Genomic DNA, 16,765 nt, shown 5'->3' on the forward strand with positions numbered 1-16,765 from the left:
TTCGCATGTGTGCACAGTTAACTACTAAAAACGCGACAACTCTTGATAGCTCACTGATTCTTTACTCCGAGCTGAACTCCGCGCAAATTCGCGCTGTTCAGAGGCAATTGAAAGCCGGAAAACTCAAACTGGTCGCCAAAGGTATTGCAAGCAATTTGTCGGATACAAGCTGGCCTGCACTACTTGCACGTGAACGAATCAGAGTTGTTTCTGCCCTGTTTCCGAATTCAGTCGTATCGTTTCGCAGCGCTTTTAACGGCGGCTTGCCAGAGCAGGGACTACTGTACATTACATACACCAGCAACCGAAAAGTACAACTTCCCGGCTTACAAATAGTTGCAGTGAAAGGGCCCCCACCCCAACCCGGTGACATACCAATGCAAGGGCGGGCAATTTACTTTCCATCAGAGGCGAGGTGCCTGCTGGAAAATCTTTCACCTAGCCGAGGGACTTTCAAAAAAGCTGTTGGGCGCGAGGCGGTCGAATCTCGCTTGTTGACCCTATGCACTGCGCGCGGAGAACAGGCTCTTGCAACACTTCGGGAAGCAGCGCGTTCACTTGCTCAAGCACTGAAGCTGCCGAAGGAGTTCCTTGTTCTTGATTCGCTCATAGGCAGCATTCTAAAAACTCGCCTCTCTACACTGACCACGACCCAAGGGCGCGCACTCACAGCTGCGCTTCCTTACGATGCTGACAGGCTAGAGTTGTTTGAAAAACTGGCTGCTGCGTTGCGATCACAACCCTTGAAACAAGCTGAAGAAGCGGCATGCACGCCCGAAGCAATGATTCACTTTGCTTTTCTTGAATCGTACTTTTCCAATTTCATTGAAGGCACTGAATTTGATATTGAGGAAGCGCGCGAGATTGTACTCTTCGGCAAACCCATGTTGTCTCGCCCCAAAGACTCGCACGATATTCTTGGTGTATTTCGTCAAGCAGTGACCCCGGCCTGGATGCATCAAGTATTGGCCTCAGGCATTCCCGTCGAAACTCAACTTCGCAAACGGCATTGGGATCAAATGCAAGAACGGCCCGAGGTAGAGCCGGGAGAATTCAAGTTAAAGCGCAACCGTGCGGGCAATACCGAATTTGTCGAACCCCAGTTAGTACGCGGTACTCTGGTTCAGGGATCCATGTTGCTGCCCACTATTCCTGCAGGTCTTGCGCGCGCATTATTCACCATGTTTCTTGTGTCAGAAATTCATCCATTCAACGATGGTAATGGTCGCTTGGCAAGATTAGTCATGAACTCTGAATTGTCGGTAGTGGGTGCGTGTCGAATTATCATCCCTACGCTTTTCCGGGAGGAGTATTTAGACTGTCTGCGTGAATTAAGTCGCGAGGGAAATCCGATTCCGTTTATTTCGGCAATGCAGAGAATTCAAGCGTGGACCGCTGCTTTTGTCTACGATGATCTTGATGCAGTGATTGAAAAAATGAAAAGGTGCAACGCATTTGAGCGTTCACTTGTTCAACATCGCCTGCTTGATCCTCAGCAGGATCTCAATAATTGAGCACAAAGTTTCTAACACCTTTCGTCCACTCCGGTGGGTTTACGCGGAAGGTGTTCATTAACTTTGTGTTGTCCAACACCGAGTAAGCCGGGCGTTGTGCCGCAAAATTCATGTCGGCAGTTTTTACACGTTCAATGTTGGGCATGCGCTGAACAACGCCTTGCTTGTGTGCATGTTCAATCGCCAAACACGCATAGTCAAACCAGGTAGTTACCCCTGCCGCACTGGCGTGAAAAATTTCACCGCTGGGAATTTCAGAGGGAAAGTCGGGCAGAAAAGTGGGCGCCAACTTGCCCATGGTTTTGTAACGGTGCATGGCCACAACACCTGCCACGGTAAGCCCCAGTTCAGCCAGCCAGTTTGCGGGTGTTGGCGCACCAGTTTGGTCGTCAACCACCTTCAGTGTGTCTCGCTCTTGCGCGAGCTTGATCATGGTTCGGCAAAAGTTATTGCCACGCTGGCCGTACACCCAACCCGTGCGAAACACCACCCAATTCCCGCCCACTTCTTTCAGGTATTTTTCGCCTTCCAGTTTCGATTTCCCGTAAGCGCTGAGTGGGTTGGTGACCTCGGTTTCTGCGTAGGGCTTGCTGGCTTTTCCATCGAATACATAGTCGGTGCTGTAATGCACCAGCGCCACGCCCTGCTTTTTGCATTGCTCGGCCAAAATGCCCACTGCCTTTGCATTAATGGCGTGTGCAAGTTCAGTTTCGGTTTCTGCTTTTTCTACGTTGGTGTAGGCAGCAGCGTTGATAACTACGTCGGGGCGTACGTCTTTCAGGGCATTGATCAGGGTGTCGGGTTTGGCAAGGTCCGCTTTGTCGCGGCCGTAGCTGATGCAGGCGTCCATCGTTTCCATCAGAGCAGGCTTGGCATGTTGTCCGATGGTGTGACCAAGCTGGCCTTGTGCGCCAAGCACGAGTACGCGAATTCCCAAAGCGAAGTTCTCCTGAAAACTGTTGCGATAGTTTAACCGTATTGATTGCAGGCTTGCTTAACCGTTGGTTTGTTTGGCCCGATCGGCGCGAATTTCAATCTCTCGCCAGAAAACCTGTATTTCCCTTTTTGAGATTCACCCTGACTCACCTCGCTCGGCAAAAAAGCGAGCCGAGTCTCGGTGCCGCCTTCGGCCGACCGTGGCGGGTGAATTCAAACGGGCAGGTTTTCTTGAAGGCGAGGCGATCGAAACACCGCCGCCGATTGGGCTAAAACAATCACCTAGCAGCGGTTACTTCTGCAACCCATGCTTGGTTTGCCAAATACCACTGCACCGTTTTCCGAATGCCAGTCTCGAAAGTTTCAACCGGCTTCCACCCCAACTCGCGTTCAATTTTTCGCGCATCAATCGCGTATCGGCGATCATGCCCTGGGCGGTCGGTGACAAACGCAATTTGCGTTGAATACGAAATACCATCTGCTCGGGGTTGGAGTTCATCCAGCAAGTTGCAAATCAATTTCACCACGTCGATGTTGGCTTTTTCATTCCAGCCACCAATGTTGTAGGTTTCGCCCAGCATGCCGTTTTCAAGCACGGTGCGTATGCCGCGTGTGTGGTCTTCCACAAAAAGCCAGTCACGAATTTGCTGCCCATCGCCGTACACGGGCAACTGCTTTCCATTCAAGGCATTCATGATGCACAGCGGGATCAGCTTTTCCGGAAAGTGGTAAGGCCCGTAATTGTTGCTGCAATTGGTGGTTAGCACGGGCAAGCCATAGGTGTGGTGCCAGGCGCGCACAAGGTGGTCGCTGGCTGCTTTGCTGGCCGAGTAAGGGCTGTTGGGTTCGTAACGGTTGGTTTCAGGAAATGGGGCGTCTTTTGGTTTCAGCGTGCCGTATACCTCATCGGTACTCACATGTAAAAACCGAAAACCGGCCTTGGCCTCGCCTTGCAAACCATTCCAGTATTCGCGTGCGCATTCCAGCAAACGGTAGGTGCCTACCACATTGGTTTCAATAAATTCGCCCGGCCCAAGAATGGACCGGTCCACATGGCTTTCTGCGGCAAAGTTCAACACCGCGCGGGGTTTGTGTTTCTCAAAAATAGCGCGCACGGCATCTACATCGCCAATGGAGGCGTGTACAAATGTGTGCTCAGGTCGCTTCAATACCGGGCCCAGGGTGCTCAGGTGGCCGGCATAAGTCAAGGCGTCCAGGCTTACAACGGGCTCAACGCTGTGCTCAAAATGCTGGCGCACATAACATGAACCGATAAAACCTGCGGAGCCCGTAACAAGTAAAGTCATGATCTATCAGTAAATTGCTTAGAATAAAACCTGAACTAAAAAAATACACAATAAGTCACAATATCAATTGTGCAGATCAGGGCAGTATTTCAATTATCACAGGCATCAGCCAGCTTTTTAATTTATTAGGGACAGAACATGACTATCAATGGGAAACTCATCACACGCTTGGGCCTGATTGCAGCGGCCTCTTCACTGGCCGCCGCATGCGTGGCCGTAGTACCAACACCCAATAACAATGAAGGCAATACCGCTGAAAACAGCGGCACTTCAGCCACCCTGTGCAACATCGAAGGCAAGCAGGAACAAGATTTGTCGGACGGCACCACCAAAGCCAAGGTGACACAGTCTTGCGAAGAAACCGTCATTTACGTTGAAAACCAACACAAAGAGCACCCCAAACGTTGCCGCGTGCTGGTGGGCGCACAGCTGACCGAACTGTACATCATGCCCGGTGAAAACCGCACACTGACCCAAACCGGCCCTGTGGCACGCAACACAGTGCAAGTGGGTTGCATCAACGACTGGAACCGCACCAAGTAAGCACAGCGTAAGCCATGGTTAACTTTGGTTAAAAGTTGTCATTAACATTTCATGCTGATTTAACATTCCACTGTAACAACCTCGGTGAAATGGGAAATCAGTATGAAAACGGTCTTGTTGCTTGATGATGCGCGCTCCATTCGCAGTGTTTATGCGGAAGTAATTCGTCAAGCCGGGTTTGACGCCCAAACCGCATCCAGTGCCGAAGAAGGGTTGCAATACATTGTCGACCACGGCACACCCGACCTCATCGTGACTGACATCAATATGCCAGGCATCAGCGGCCTGGAGTTTTGTAAACGGGTGCGGCATGTGGCCAAGCACACGCCAATCATTGTCATGAGCGCCTTGTCTGACAAAGGTATGGTGGCCGAAGCAAAAACCGTAGGTGTTCAAGGCTGGATGTTAAAGCCCGTCGAGCCCGAGTATTTTCTCAACAAGCTGAGGTCAGTTCTAGGCGAGATTCAGGCTTTGTCCAGCTGACTGCGGGCCAATTCCACATTGCGTTCAGCGCCCAGCACATTGAGCAGCACGACAACGCGTTGATCACTTTTTTGGGATGCAATTTTGCCCATCATGCCTTCGAACGGGCCCTCGGCCACACGCACCTCACCACCTATTTCAAGCGCATTCAATTTCAGCAAATCGATCACGGAATCGGAGTCGACTTGATGTTGAATCAACTCAATCAACTCAACAGGCACCACTGAAGGTTTGCCGCCAAACTTCACCAAATCCACACAGCCTTTGGTTGAGCGCAGCTTGGAAAAATCGCTCACCCCCACCTCCAGGTGAATAAACATGTAGCGGGGAAAGAGGGGTTCAACTACCTGCACAGTGCCCTGCCCCGCCTTGCGCTTTTGCACACGGGCTTGCGGAAAAAATACCTGGTAGTTCTGGCGTTGCAGGTTTTCCAGCGCCACGGTTTCCTGGCGGGGCTTGGTGTACATCACATACCACTGGGCCATGGTGTTGCATTCTTCAAAATAAGGCACAGGCCGCATTCTAAACCCTTCAAAGCGCAGGATAAACAACAGTTTTGATAATTGATATTAGAAATGCGAGTCATTATCGTTTAGTATCCTGTCTTCATAAAAATTCCAAATCCACCACAGCAATCATCATGAAACTCAAACCTGTTGCACTGGCCATGCTTGGCCTGGGCCTGCCAGCTTTGGCCATCGCCCAAACCACCAACAATCAGCTCGAAGAAGTTGAGGTTCAAGCCCGCGAGCAAGGCAGCTACTCCAGTAACGCCGTGCAGGTGGGCACCTTCCGCGACACAGCACCCATTGATGTCCCGCTCACCGTGAACTCGGTCACCCGCGAGGTGCTGGATGCACAATCAGCCACCACCCTGTTCGGTGCACTGCGCAACACCGCCGGTGTTACCCGCTCGCAACTAAACGGCTCAACCTACGACAACATTGCCATTCGCGGCATTCTGGTAGAAAACCGCGGCAACTACCGCCTCAATGGTTCACTGCCCATTATCAATCTGGTCGATGTGCCCCTTGAAAACAAACAACAGGTGGAAGTGCTCAAGGGCGCATCCTCCCTGTATTACGGTTTCATTCCCCCCTCGGGCGTGGTGAATCTTGTTACAAAACGTGCGGGCAACAAACCTGTACTCAGCCTGAGCCAAAGTGTGAATGAACATGGCGGCGCCACCACCCACCTGGACTGGGGCCGCAAGTTTGGCGAGAACAACAACCAAGGCCTGCGCGTTAATTTGGTGAAGGGCGCTGAAGACATTGGCGTGAACAACTACAGCGGCGAACGCGAATTGGCCAGCATTGCCTACGACTGGAAAATCACCGATCGCTTAAGCTTTCGCTTCGATGTAGAACACTATGAGAAATCAGTCAGCGAGCAGGCCGCAATTGCGCTGCTGCCTGCAGTCAATGGCAGGGTAACCCTGCCCCCAGTGCCCGACAACAAAACCAACCTGGCTGGCGAATGGCAACAATACGATGCCAACGCACAAAACTACCTGGCTCGCGTGGACTATGTGTTGAGCGATTCTTGGGGAGTGTTGTTTGAAGCCGGTTACGCCGAAACCACTCGCGATCGTGCCTTTTCCCAATTCCAAAACTACGACCTGAACACCGGCGAGGGCGAGCTGCGAATTTTCTACAGCCGCGACCAACAATTCGACAACACCAACTACCGCGGTGAAGTTTACGGCGAAGTGGTCACTGGGCCAATTACGCACAACCTGTCTTTTGGCTACACCACCAACACCCGCGCCAGCAACACACCGGGCGTAACCGGCACACAAAGCCTGTTCAACCAAAACCTGTACAACCCCCGTGAAATTGCACCACAGAACGTAAGCTTAACAGGTGCATATTCCGCTGTAACCATTGATGACCAAGGCCTGTATGTATTTGACCGCATGCAGTTGGGTGAACTGTGGCAGGTATTGGCAGGCCTTCGCCGTGGCGACTACCGCACCGAAAACCTGAGTGTTCTGGCCGATGGTACACGCACTGTTCGTCTTTATAATGCACAAGAAACAACCCCTTCTCTGGCGGTAATGTACAAGCCACGCCAGGATGTGTCGTTGTACGCCAGCTATGTGGAAGGACTTGAGGAATCGGGGCAGGCACCTGCCAATGCGGCCAATGCATTCCAGTTGCTCGACCCCGCAGAATCAGAACAGCGTGAGGTGGGTGCCAAGTTCAATATTGGTCAAAACAGCTTGGCACAAATTGCCTATTTCGACATTGATCGTGCATCTACATTTTTACAACCCGCCCCAGCAGGCTCACCCCCCGGAACACCAGGTGTATTTGGCCTGAACGGCAAGGCGAATTACAGCGGGTTCGAGATGGCGTGGACCGGCGAATTGAACAAGCAACTTTCGATTGCCGCCTCAGCCTTGTTGATGGATGCGGAATTACAAAACGACGGCAACCCAGCCACTGTGGGGCGTGTGCCTGAAAACACCGCCGAAAAAACAGCCAGCCTGTTTGCGGAATACCGCTTGATCAGCATACCGGGCTTAAGCTTCAGTGGTGGTTTGTACTACACCGGCGAGCGCGCTGTGAACGATCAAAACCAGGCGTTTATTGGCGGCTACACCGTGGCCTCGCTGGGCGCACGTTACTCGACTGTAATTGGCAGTACGCCCACGCAGTTTCAGTTGGTGGTCGACAACCCCACCGACAAAAACTACTACAGCACCGCAGGCAACGGCTTGATTGGTGTGGGCACACCCCGAACCATCAAGGCGATTGTCAGCGTCGATTTGTAATCAACTCAAGCTTGTAAAAGCCATACCCTGTTCGTCTTTGGGCGACAGGGTTGGCTTTGCAACACCAGCCTGCTTCAATGGCCAATCAATGTTCAACACCGGGTCATTCCAGGCAAGGCAATGTTCGTGCTCGGGGCTGTGGTGCTCGGTCACCTGGTAACTGGTAATTGCGGTGTCGGTCAGCGTTAAAAAACCGTGTGCAAAACCAGGCGGTATCCACAGCTGAACATGGTTGGCGCTGCTTAATTCACAACCATACCACTGGCCAAATGTTTCCGAATTTTCACGCAGGTCCACGGCCACATCAAACACTGCACCGTGCACCACACGCACCAATTTGCCCTGTGCCTTGGGGGCAGTTTGCCAGTGCAGGCCGCGCAATACCCCGCGCCTTGAAAGCGATTCATTGGTTTGCACAAACTCGGGCTGAATGCCAGCCACCTGCTTGAAAGTTTTCGCGTTGAAGCTTTCAAAAAAAGTGGCCGCGTGCATCGGCGTGCACCGTGGGTGTTAGAAGCAATAAGCCTTTTAAAGGAGTAAGGTTACAATTCATGCATATCACCAATTAATTATTCCAGAATGATCCTAGAACTCAGCTCCTTCGACAATGCCATACTTCGACTCGATGAAGGTATTCAACGCTATCAGAAAGACATCACCGACACACAGATTCGGGATGGATTGATTCAACGCTTCGAATTCACGTATGAACTGAGTCACAAAATGCTGAAACGATTTCTTGAATCAACTTCTCCCAGCCCAGCCAACATTGATGAAATGGCTTTCCAAGACCTTATTCGCACCGGCAACGAACAGGGGCTGCTTTTGAGCGACTGGACACAGTGGAAAAAATACAGGGAGATGCGCTCGCGAACCAGCCACACCTACGATGAATCCGTAGCCCTGCTAGTGGTAGCCGAAATTCCAGCTTTTTTGCAAGAGGCCAGATTTCTGAATGCGCAACTTCACGCGAGAAACAAGTGAAGCTACAGGACAAAGAACTCGCCCTGATTCAAGAAATTCTCGGCGACATTGTTCCTCAATGTGAAGTGTGGGCTTTTGGTTCGAGAGTAAATGGCAACCCAAAACCATTCTCAGACCTTGACTTGGTCTTGATTGATCGCCAGGCCATTCCCTTAGGCACTCGTGCAAATTTGGCAGAGGCTTTTTCTGAATCAGACTTGCCCTGGAAAGTAGACCTGGTTGACTGGCACAGTATTTCGCCAGAGTTTCAGAAAATCATTCAAACAAATTACGAGCTTATTCAAAGCCCCGCCTCCAGCAAGCCCAGCAAGTAATCGCCATAACCGCTGTTGCGCAATGGCTTGGCCAGCGCAGCCAACTGTGCCGAAGTAATCCACTGGTTGCGCCACGCAATTTCTTCAGGGCAACTTACCTTTAAGCCTTGCCTGCGCTCAATGGTTTGAATGAAGTTGGCCGCGTCCAGCAAGCTGTCTGCGGTACCGGTATCCAGCCAGGCCTGCCCACGCCCCATGTGTTGAACTTCAAGCTGCCCCATGGTCAAGTAGGTTCGAATGACATCGGTGATTTCAAGCTCGCCTCGTGCTGAGGGTGTCAAGCCTTTGGCAATGGTAGCGGCCTGCCCGTCAAAGAAATACAAGCCGGTCACCGCCTGTTTGCTTTTGGGCTGCGCAGGTTTTTCTTCCACACCAATCACTGCACCCTCAGCATTCAATTCAAGCACGCCATAGGCTTGCGGGTTGGCCACGGAATACGCAAACACGGTGGCACCCTGTTTTTGCCCGTAGGCATATTGCATTTGCCGAACCAGGTTTTGACCATAAAACAGGTTGTCACCCAACACCAAGGCACAGGGCGCGCCCTGCAAAAAAGGTTCTGCCACAATCAGTGATTGCGCAACACCACCGGGTGTGGCCTGCACTGCATAATCAATTCGCATGCCCCAACGGCTGCCATCGCCCAGTAATTGTTCGAATCGCGGTGTGTCGTGCGGGGTTGAAATCACCAGCACCTCCCGTACACCTGCCAACATCAGCGTGCTCAGGGGGTAGTAAATCATGGGCTTGTCGTAAACGGGCAGCAGCTGCTTGCTCACAGCGGCAGTGGCCGGGTACAAGCGGGTGGCTTGCCCACCGGCCAACACAATGCCTTTGCGGTTCATGTTTTCACCTTGGTTAACCTTGCATGTTTCATATCTTATGTGAAGTAAGCCAGGAAAACCGCTGTGCACCTACAACAGCTTCGCCAACCTTGCCAAGGCATCCAGGCCTTTGCCCAACAGGCCTAGTTGTTCGCTCGGGACTTCCAGTTCAGCCAACTGCGTACGCATGGTTTTTACATGCCCAGCCAATTCGCCAAGTTCGCTTTTCGCCTTGGTGCTCAAAGCGGTATAGCGGGCATTCTCGGCGTTCACAAAGGCAAGGTAAGCAGCCGCCAAAACCTGTTGGTGTTGTTTGCGTTCCTCTACGCTTAACAGGTCTACATCAATCAAATACAAAGCCGAAAACACGGCATGCACATCGGTTTGCAAAGCTTCAAAATCACTGGGGGTCATGGGTGTTGCGCTCATTGTTGTTGGCTGCCTGAATGTTGGAATTGAGTTGATCAAAAACGCCCTGCAAATGCTCGAAACTGCCTTCTCCGCGCAGCACGTTCACCCAGGCCTGTTGCATATCGATGCTGGCTGCTTTGGCCTGCTCCAACAGTTCAATGGTGGGCACCTGCTTCGTGTGTTTCATCCAGGCGTTCTTCCAGGTTTCGCCCAGCTTTTTCTCTTCCACAAAGGGCTTCAATACTTTCTCGCGGTATTCAACCTGGCGGGCCAATTCCTCGCGTTGGGTAATCCACTGTATTTGTTCTTGCAAAATGTGCTGGTTCAACAACAAGGCGTGCGCCACGGGTTCTGCGCTGCGTTGCAATTCTTCGCGCACTTGCGCACTGTGCTTCCAACTGGCCACATGCCCAGCCAGGCCTGCCACCGCCTCTTTGCTTACGCGGGGTATACCACCCACATCAGGCGCTTTGTTCAATGCCTCTACCAGCTTTCGCAATGCCCGTGTGGTGCCGGTGCTGGTGTCTCCTTTGGCCAGTGCGCTTAGCTCGGCAAAATAAAGCGCCTGCGTGTCGAAGTATTCGCTGGTGGTTTGCAGCAAGGCCGCCCTTTGTTGCATGGCTTGTGTATGCACCAACAACGTTGCATGGTCGCGGGGTAAGTTCGGCAACAAGTCGGCGGTGAATTCAAGCGTGTGGTCTAGCGCAAAACTGTTTACTTTTTTCAGGGTGCTTGTGTACTGCTTCCCGGTGGTGGCCAAGCCATCCACCTGCAGGGGTGTTTTGCTGGCGCATGCTGCGGTCAGTACCAGTGCAACACACACCGCAAAGCGTGAAATTGATTGACGCAAAAAAACCTCCAGTGCCTGAAATCGAATGGGGCACCCAAGATACGTGGAAACTTTCCAGGGTGATAACCACTAATTTGGGTTACAAAAACTAGGGGTCACCCATTTAGACATTGCCTGCCAAGCGCATCACCACTTATGCTTAGGGCAAACTACTTATTGCTCTCTCTCATTGCTCTATTTATGAAAGCCGAAGACCCGCACCAACTCACCATTCTGCGAGAGCAAACCAAACTTCTGTTTGAGCACTTGCCTTTTGTTTTGTACGGTGTCATGGCTTCTTCAGCTGGCTTGGTTGCAGTGCTTTGGCACACTGGCCAGGGCAATGCGCTGCTGCTGTGGCTGTTGGCGGTGTACATGCTCACTGGTTTGCGCTGGTGGGTGCGCCGGCATTTCAACAAGCTGGGGGCACATTTCGACCCACAACACTGGATACAGGTAGCCGTTCAGTTCACTACGGCATCGGGTGTTTTATGGGGCTTCGCGGGGGTCGTGTTTTTCTCAACCGACCCCATGGTACTCATGGTACTGACCACTTTTTTGGCTGCCATGGTGGCGGGTGCAGTGTCCTCCCATGCCTGCCACACACCGGCTTACGCTGCGTTTGCACTGCCAGCCTCCATGCCTTTCATCGCTCGCTGTTTTTGGGAAAACACACCCTTCTTCTGGGTTCTGGGCAGCGTTGCCTTCGTGTATGTGTTGATCAACATCAACTATGGCCGTAACTTGCAGAACATGGTGATCCAGTCCATTCGTCTGCGATTTCAAAATGCAGAACTGATTAGTGAACTGACATTGCAAAAGCGTGTAGCAGAACAAGCCAGTGTGGCCAAAACCCGCTTTTTGGCTGCAGCCAGCCACGATCTTCGGCAGCCCGTGCAAGCCATCGAACTGTTGGTCGATGCACTGGGCGAAGACCTGGCCAACCACCCCAGCAAAGGTTTGCTGGATCGAATTCAGGAAGCAGGCTATGGCTTGCGCAACCTGCTGAATGCCTTGCTGGATTCCGCAAGAATAAACGCGGCTGCCATTACTGCCAAGCCACGCCACGTTCAGTTGGCCCCACTGCTTAAACGCATTTGCAATGAAATGGCCACCCAGGCACAACACAAAGGCCTTGATATTCGCGTGGCCAAAACCAAAGCTTGCGCCTACACTGACCCCGCCTTGCTTGAACTGATTGTTCGCAACTATGTAGAAAATGCGATCAAGTACACACCGGAGGGGCGTGTGCTGATTGGTTGCCGCAAACAGGGCGGGCACATCCGGATTGAAGTGCACGACACCGGTATTGGCATACCCGCCAGCGCACAAGAAACCGTGTTTCAAGAGTTCTACCAACTGGGCAACCCCGAGCGGGACAAAGCCAAAGGCTTGGGGCTGGGCTTGTACATTGCACACAGCCTGGGCAAATTGCTGAACCACGACATTGGCGTGAACTCTACCGTGGGCAAAGGCTCGATGTTTTATGTGACTGTGCCAGCAGGTAATGCCAGCCACTTGATGGATGAGCCCGGCCGCGTGCAAGCAGGCGGAAAAACCCCATTGACCGGCAAAACTGTGTTGTTGATTGACGATGACGATTTGGTACGCGCCAGCGTCACCGAAATGCTCAGCCGCTGGCAATGTTCAACCATTGCCGCAGAAGATGCGGAAACTGCCTTGCGTATACTCATGGCCCGGGGCCGAATGCCAGATGCAATTGTGGCTGACTACCGCCTGCGCAACAAAAGCACCGGCGTGCAAGCCATACAATCATTACAAGCACAACTTGGAAATGTACCCGCTGTAATATTGACCGGAGACACCGCACCCAGTCGAATTCAGGAGGCCAGAAACTCAGGCTTCCTGATTTTGCACAAACCGCTCAGTGGTGTGCAACTGCGAAGTACTTTGAGTGAATTGATGAGTACCCAAACCACGGGATAAAAATTAAGCGGGATAAAACTGAACGCCGTTTTTCAGAATATTTTTTTTCAAGGCTTCGTTTTCCAGTTTCTCAAAGTGAATGCAGTCAACTTTAAACACCAAGGGCAAAGCATCTATTTCATTCCACAGGGAATTAAAATTCGACTCGGTCATTGCGGACGCAACCACTGCAAGGTCGATATCACTGCCATCTTTAAAGTGACCCGAGGCACGCGAACCGAACAAATAGACCACTTCAATAGTCGGATATTTGGAGAATACAGTCCTCAACTGTTCAATTACCTGGCTCGACAAGCCATACCTCACAGTCAATTTTCACTCCAGCGCCGTACTTCACCGGCCAAATTCTGAAACATCGTGTCACCACGGTTTTTCACAAACTCGTACACCTGATCCGCCAGTTTCTCGTCGTAAGTATGGCTGGACAAATTCCGCATTCGTTGGGCCTCGCTCCAGGCGTTACCATCGTGTATCAGCCCCGCAACCAAAGCCTCTTTGAAAACATCACGGGGGTTCAGGGCCACAATACCCAACTCTTCAAGTCGCAATTTTAGTGTTTTCCAGGCCAGCTCCCAACAAAACTCGAAGCGTTGAATCACCGAATCTCGAATGAACGAATCCAGAGGCCGCTCACAAGCCTCGGTTAACCTCTGACTGGCTTTTAGAAAATCGGCTGATCTTTCATTCAAACGTTCCATATTTGCCCAATACCCTAAATACTCGCCCTGGTGGCTTTAATTCTAATTCAAGCCCGCCCGTACACATCGTCAAAACGCACAATGTCGTCTTCTTCGAGGTAGTCGCCACTTTGCACTTCAATCATCACGAGGTTCATTACGCCCGGGTTGACCAAGCGGTGTTTGTTTCCTGCGGGAATGTAGGTTGATTCATTCTTGCGCACCAAAAACACATTCTCGCCATTGGTGACCTCGGCAGTGCCACTGACCACGATCCAGTGTTCGCTTCGGTGGTGGTGCATTTGCAAACTAAGCGATGCACCCGGCTTCACTTCAATGCGTTTGATTTTGTAGCCTGCGGAATCTTCAAGCACAGTGTAGGTACCCCAAGGCCGGTGCACGGTGGGGTGAAAGTTCACCAGTTCACTGCCCTGCGCCTTCAAGGTTTCAACCACCTTTTTCACATCCTGATGGCGGCTTTTGTCAGCCACCAGCAAAGCGTCGGGCGTGTCCACAATCAACAGGTTCTCAACACCCAACGTGGCCACAGCCCGGTTACCCAAGCGCACGTGGGTGTTGCTGCTGTCAATTGAAATCAACTGGCCTTCGCCTTCCTGCTGTACCGTGTTGCCCTGCGTGTCGGGTGAGCATTGTTCAGCCAGGGCCGCCCAGCTGCCAATGTCGCTCCACTGAAAACTGGCGGCCACCACCGCCACATTGCTGGCCTTTTCCATCACTGCATAGTCAATGCTGATGTCGGGCAATCGTGCAAATGCATCTTTGTTGAAGGTAAACACGCTGCCGCTTGCCTTGGCGTTTTTGGTTTCCTTTGCACTGGCCCAAACAACACTCGCCTGGCTGGCCACGCTGGGCTCGTTGTTTTCGAGCGCCTGTAACAGGTCGCTTGCACGCAGCGCAAACATGCCGCCATTCCACACATACTGGCCACTGGCCAAATATTCCATGGCCACTTCAAATTTTGGTTTTTCAACAAAGCGCTGCACAGCAAATGCACCGTTGATTTCGTCGACAGGCGTACCTTGCTGAATGTAACCAAAACCAGTCTCGGGTGTGCTGGGCGTAATACCAAAACAAGTGAGCCAGCCCTTGCGTGCAGCGGCCACAGCTTGCTGCGCCACACGCACAAACTCAGCCACGGGATTGATTAAATGATCAGCGGGCAGCACCAACAACACCGGGTTTTCACCGGGGTAACGAGCCTGCGCCCACTGTGCAGCCAGTGCAATTGCAGGTGCGGTGTTGCGGCCTTGCGGCTCCAAAAGCTGGTGCAAAGCAATCCCACCACCTTCGCTTTTCAACACAGGCATGCATTCATCTTGCAGCAGGAATTGATAGCTCTCATTGCTCACCAACAACACATCGCTCGATTCAGCAGCTTTTGCAACAGAAGCAGCACGCCGCACGGTTTGCGCAATCAGGCTTTCAACACCTACTTTCAAAAAGGGCTTTGGAAAGTTTTTGCGTGACAAGGGCCAAAGGCGCGTGCCTGCGCCGCCGCATAGAATGACTGGGATTACTCGATTCGTTGGAGTCATTTTCAGTTCGATAAGTGTGATGCTGATTTACGGTTGATACTTTCGTTGATACATAGTAAAGCCACCCACAGTTTTGGTCGACCATGTGAACCCATTAACCTACCTATTGTTAACAAAAAAACCAGCCGCAGACACACAACGGCCCTACCCCACAATTGCGGGGGCCATGAAATATTTAAACATTTAATTAAAATCATTGTTCAAACTTTAACAAAACTTGTTTAAGCTACGAGTTAACCTGCGCTTGCTGATCGTTACACAGCAGGGCGGTAGCGTGCCAAAAACCCCAAAAAATGACTAGCCGACAAGCCAAATTACAAGAAGATACCTACTACCGCGTAATGCGGTTGCTGGAAGAAAACCCTGACCTTACACAACGCGAGCTAGCCCAAAAGCTGGGGGTTAGTGTGGGTGGGCTCAACTACTGCCTAAAAGCCCTGACTGAAAAAGGCTTGGTGAAAATGCAAAACTTTGCCAACAGCAAAAACAAGTTTGGCTATGTGTATGTACTTACACCCCGAGGTATTGCTGAAAAAGCGAGGCTCACCAGCAACTTTCTGAAAAGGAAAATGGAAGAATACGAGGCATTGAAGGCTGAAATTGAAATATTAAGGGTAGAAACCCTGAAAGCAACCTCTACATCCACAGTAAAAATGCAAAAAAACAACCCAGGACAACTCTAATGAAAACCGTTTTAGTCACAGGAGCGGATGGTTTCATCGGCTCTCACCTCACCGAGCTTCTCGTCAGGGAAGGCTATCGCGTTAAAGCCCTTTCTCAGTACAATTCCTTCAACTACTGGGGTTGGTTAGAGGACATCAACTGCCTGAAAGAGATTGAAGTGTTAAACGGTGATGTACGCGACCCTCACTACTGCAAGCACATAACCAAAAATGTAGATACCGTTTATCACCTAGCAGCGCTAATCGCAATTCCATATTCGTATGTCGCCCCCGACAGCTACGTAGACACCAACATCAAAGGCACCCTGAACATTTGCCAAGCTGCACTCGAAAACAACGTAAGCCGTGTTGTACATACCTCAACGAGTGAAGTGTATGGTACAGCGCAATATGTGCCTATCAATGAAAATCATCCGCTGCAACCACAGTCCCCGTACAGTGCATCGAAAATTGGTGCGGATGCCATGGCCATGAGTTTTTACAATGCCTTTGATTTACCGCTCACAATCGCCAGACCGTTCAATACCTATGGTCCAAGACAATCAGCACGTGCCGTTATCCCAACAATCATCACACAAATTGCCGCTGGCAAAAAACAGATCAAACTGGGTGATGTCTCCCCCACGCGCGACTTTAATTATGTCGCCGACACTTGCCGCGGTTTTCTCGACCTCGCCAACTCTGACAAAGCCATTGGGCAAACTGTCAACATCGGCTCAAATTACGAAATTACAGTCGGAGACACACTTAACTTGATTAAGGAACTCATGAACAGTGACGTTGAATTCATCACAGAAGAGCAACGAATTCGCCCCGGAAAATCAGAGGTACATCGGTTGTGGTGTGACAACACGACAATTCGAGAACTTACCGGATTTGAGCCCAAATACTCTATCCGTAAGGGACTAGAGGCAACGATTGAATGGTTCACCAAACCAGGTAATTTAGCCAAGTATAAAGCCGACATTTACAACGTCTAAA

At 51.3% G+C, this 16,765-nt stretch carries 19 protein-coding genes; 9 read left to right on the forward strand and 10 right to left on the reverse strand.

All coding sequences use genetic code 11. The features are described 5' to 3' along the window. Nucleotides 1–5 precede the first annotated feature (5 nt). Nucleotides 6–1,514, forward strand: a complete 1,509-nt coding sequence (locus tag BSZ31_RS02630) for a Fic family protein (protein ID WP_105027425.1) — start codon at nt 6–8, stop codon at nt 1,512–1,514. Here BSZ31_RS02630 and rfbD read toward each other — a convergent pair. Next, nucleotides 1,504–2,451, reverse strand: a complete 948-nt coding sequence (gene rfbD / locus BSZ31_RS02635) for a dTDP-4-dehydrorhamnose reductase (protein ID WP_168426818.1) — start codon at nt 2,449–2,451, stop codon at nt 1,504–1,506. The genes BSZ31_RS02630 and rfbD overlap by 11 nt on opposite strands. A 277-nt stretch (nt 2,452–2,728) precedes the next feature. After that, on the reverse strand, nt 2,729–3,757 hold the full coding sequence (gene rfbB, locus BSZ31_RS02640; RefSeq protein ID WP_105027427.1) for a dTDP-glucose 4,6-dehydratase: 1,029 nt from the start codon (nt 3,755–3,757) through the stop codon (nt 2,729–2,731). A gap of 138 nt (nt 3,758–3,895) precedes the next feature. Here rfbB and BSZ31_RS02645 point away from each other — a divergent pair, with 138 nt between their 5' ends. Further along, nucleotides 3,896–4,300, forward strand: a complete 405-nt coding sequence (locus BSZ31_RS02645) for a hypothetical protein (RefSeq protein ID WP_105027428.1) — start codon at nt 3,896–3,898, stop codon at nt 4,298–4,300. Between the two features lie 102 nt (nt 4,301–4,402). Beyond that, on the forward strand, nt 4,403–4,783 hold the full coding sequence (locus BSZ31_RS02650; RefSeq protein WP_105029709.1) for a response regulator transcription factor: 381 nt from the start codon (nt 4,403–4,405) through the stop codon (nt 4,781–4,783). On the opposite strand, the gene BSZ31_RS02655 is transcribed toward BSZ31_RS02650, so the two are convergent. Then, nucleotides 4,765–5,295, reverse strand: a complete 531-nt coding sequence (locus BSZ31_RS02655; protein ID WP_168426819.1) for a transcriptional activator RfaH — start codon at nt 5,293–5,295, stop codon at nt 4,765–4,767. The two genes, BSZ31_RS02650 and BSZ31_RS02655, sit on opposite strands and share 19 nt — an antisense overlap. 128 nt (nt 5,296–5,423) lie before the next feature. On the opposite strand from BSZ31_RS02655, the gene BSZ31_RS02660 reads away from it, so the two are divergent. Continuing rightward, nucleotides 5,424–7,559 (forward strand): TonB-dependent siderophore receptor, encoded by a 2,136-nt coding sequence (locus tag BSZ31_RS02660; RefSeq protein WP_105027430.1) that lies wholly within the window; start codon nt 5,424–5,426, stop codon nt 7,557–7,559. On the opposite strand, the gene rfbC is transcribed toward BSZ31_RS02660, so the two are convergent. Further along, nucleotides 7,560–8,051: a dTDP-4-dehydrorhamnose 3,5-epimerase gene (gene rfbC / locus BSZ31_RS02665; RefSeq protein ID WP_369907256.1), complete on the reverse strand. Its 492-nt coding sequence runs from the start codon at nt 8,049–8,051 to the stop codon at nt 7,560–7,562. Between the two features lie 87 nt (nt 8,052–8,138). Here rfbC and BSZ31_RS02670 point away from each other — a divergent pair, with 87 nt between their 5' ends. Both BSZ31_RS02670 and BSZ31_RS02675 read left to right on the forward strand, forming a co-directional pair. Continuing rightward, entirely contained in the window at nt 8,139–8,543 is a 405-nt protein-coding gene (locus BSZ31_RS02670; protein WP_105027431.1) for a nucleotidyltransferase substrate binding protein, read from the forward strand. Beyond that, the gene (locus BSZ31_RS02675; protein ID WP_105027432.1) at nt 8,540–8,857 is read left to right on the forward strand and encodes a nucleotidyltransferase family protein; all 318 of its coding nucleotides are present in this window, start codon (nt 8,540–8,542) and stop codon (nt 8,855–8,857) included. Before BSZ31_RS02670 ends, BSZ31_RS02675 begins: the two co-directional genes overlap by 4 nt. Here BSZ31_RS02675 and rfbA read toward each other — a convergent pair. The 3 genes from rfbA to BSZ31_RS02690 form a co-directional block, all read right to left on the reverse strand. Then, on the reverse strand, nt 8,824–9,702 hold the full coding sequence (gene rfbA, locus BSZ31_RS02680) for a glucose-1-phosphate thymidylyltransferase RfbA (protein ID WP_105027433.1): 879 nt from the start codon (nt 9,700–9,702) through the stop codon (nt 8,824–8,826). The genes BSZ31_RS02675 and rfbA overlap by 34 nt on opposite strands. 69 nt (nt 9,703–9,771) lie before the next feature. Continuing rightward, nucleotides 9,772–10,110, reverse strand: coding sequence for a hypothetical protein (locus BSZ31_RS02685; RefSeq protein ID WP_146106562.1), 339 nt, complete (start codon nt 10,108–10,110; stop codon nt 9,772–9,774). Beyond that, nucleotides 10,082–10,942 (reverse strand): hypothetical protein, encoded by an 861-nt coding sequence (locus tag BSZ31_RS02690; RefSeq protein ID WP_105027435.1) that lies wholly within the window; start codon nt 10,940–10,942, stop codon nt 10,082–10,084. Before BSZ31_RS02690 ends, BSZ31_RS02685 begins: the two co-directional genes overlap by 29 nt. Before the next feature lie 180 nt (nt 10,943–11,122). Here BSZ31_RS02690 and BSZ31_RS02695 point away from each other — a divergent pair, with 180 nt between their 5' ends. Continuing rightward, nucleotides 11,123–12,868, forward strand: coding sequence for a hybrid sensor histidine kinase/response regulator (locus BSZ31_RS02695; protein WP_168426820.1), 1,746 nt, complete (start codon nt 11,123–11,125; stop codon nt 12,866–12,868). Between the two features lie 3 nt (nt 12,869–12,871). On the opposite strand, the gene BSZ31_RS02700 is transcribed toward BSZ31_RS02695, so the two are convergent. Genes BSZ31_RS02700 through BSZ31_RS02710 form a run of 3 tightly spaced genes read right to left on the reverse strand, consistent with a single transcriptional unit; the run spans nt 12,872 to nt 15,101 of the window. Continuing rightward, nucleotides 12,872–13,174, reverse strand: a complete 303-nt coding sequence (locus tag BSZ31_RS02700; protein ID WP_240605753.1) for a nucleotidyltransferase domain-containing protein — start codon at nt 13,172–13,174, stop codon at nt 12,872–12,874. Nucleotides 13,175–13,176: 2 nt separating this feature from the next. Further along, nucleotides 13,177–13,566: an HI0074 family nucleotidyltransferase substrate-binding subunit gene (locus BSZ31_RS02705; protein ID WP_105027438.1), complete on the reverse strand. Its 390-nt coding sequence runs from the start codon at nt 13,564–13,566 to the stop codon at nt 13,177–13,179. Between the two features lie 47 nt (nt 13,567–13,613). Further along, entirely contained in the window at nt 13,614–15,101 is a 1,488-nt protein-coding gene (locus tag BSZ31_RS02710) for a mannose-1-phosphate guanylyltransferase/mannose-6-phosphate isomerase (protein ID WP_105027439.1), read from the reverse strand. A gap of 293 nt (nt 15,102–15,394) precedes the next feature. Between BSZ31_RS02710 and BSZ31_RS02715 the strand changes: the two genes are divergently transcribed. Continuing rightward, nucleotides 15,395–15,784, forward strand: coding sequence for a MarR family EPS-associated transcriptional regulator (locus tag BSZ31_RS02715; protein WP_105027440.1), 390 nt, complete (start codon nt 15,395–15,397; stop codon nt 15,782–15,784). Continuing rightward, the gene (locus BSZ31_RS02720; RefSeq protein WP_105027441.1) at nt 15,784–16,764 is read left to right on the forward strand and encodes an NAD-dependent 4,6-dehydratase LegB; all 981 of its coding nucleotides are present in this window, start codon (nt 15,784–15,786) and stop codon (nt 16,762–16,764) included. Before BSZ31_RS02715 ends, BSZ31_RS02720 begins: the two co-directional genes overlap by 1 nt. Nucleotide 16,765 lies beyond the last annotated feature (1 nt).

This window comes from Limnobacter sp. SAORIC-690, from assembly GCF_002954425.1.
Taxonomy (GTDB): Bacteria; Pseudomonadota; Gammaproteobacteria; order Burkholderiales; family Burkholderiaceae_B; genus Limnobacter; species Limnobacter profundi.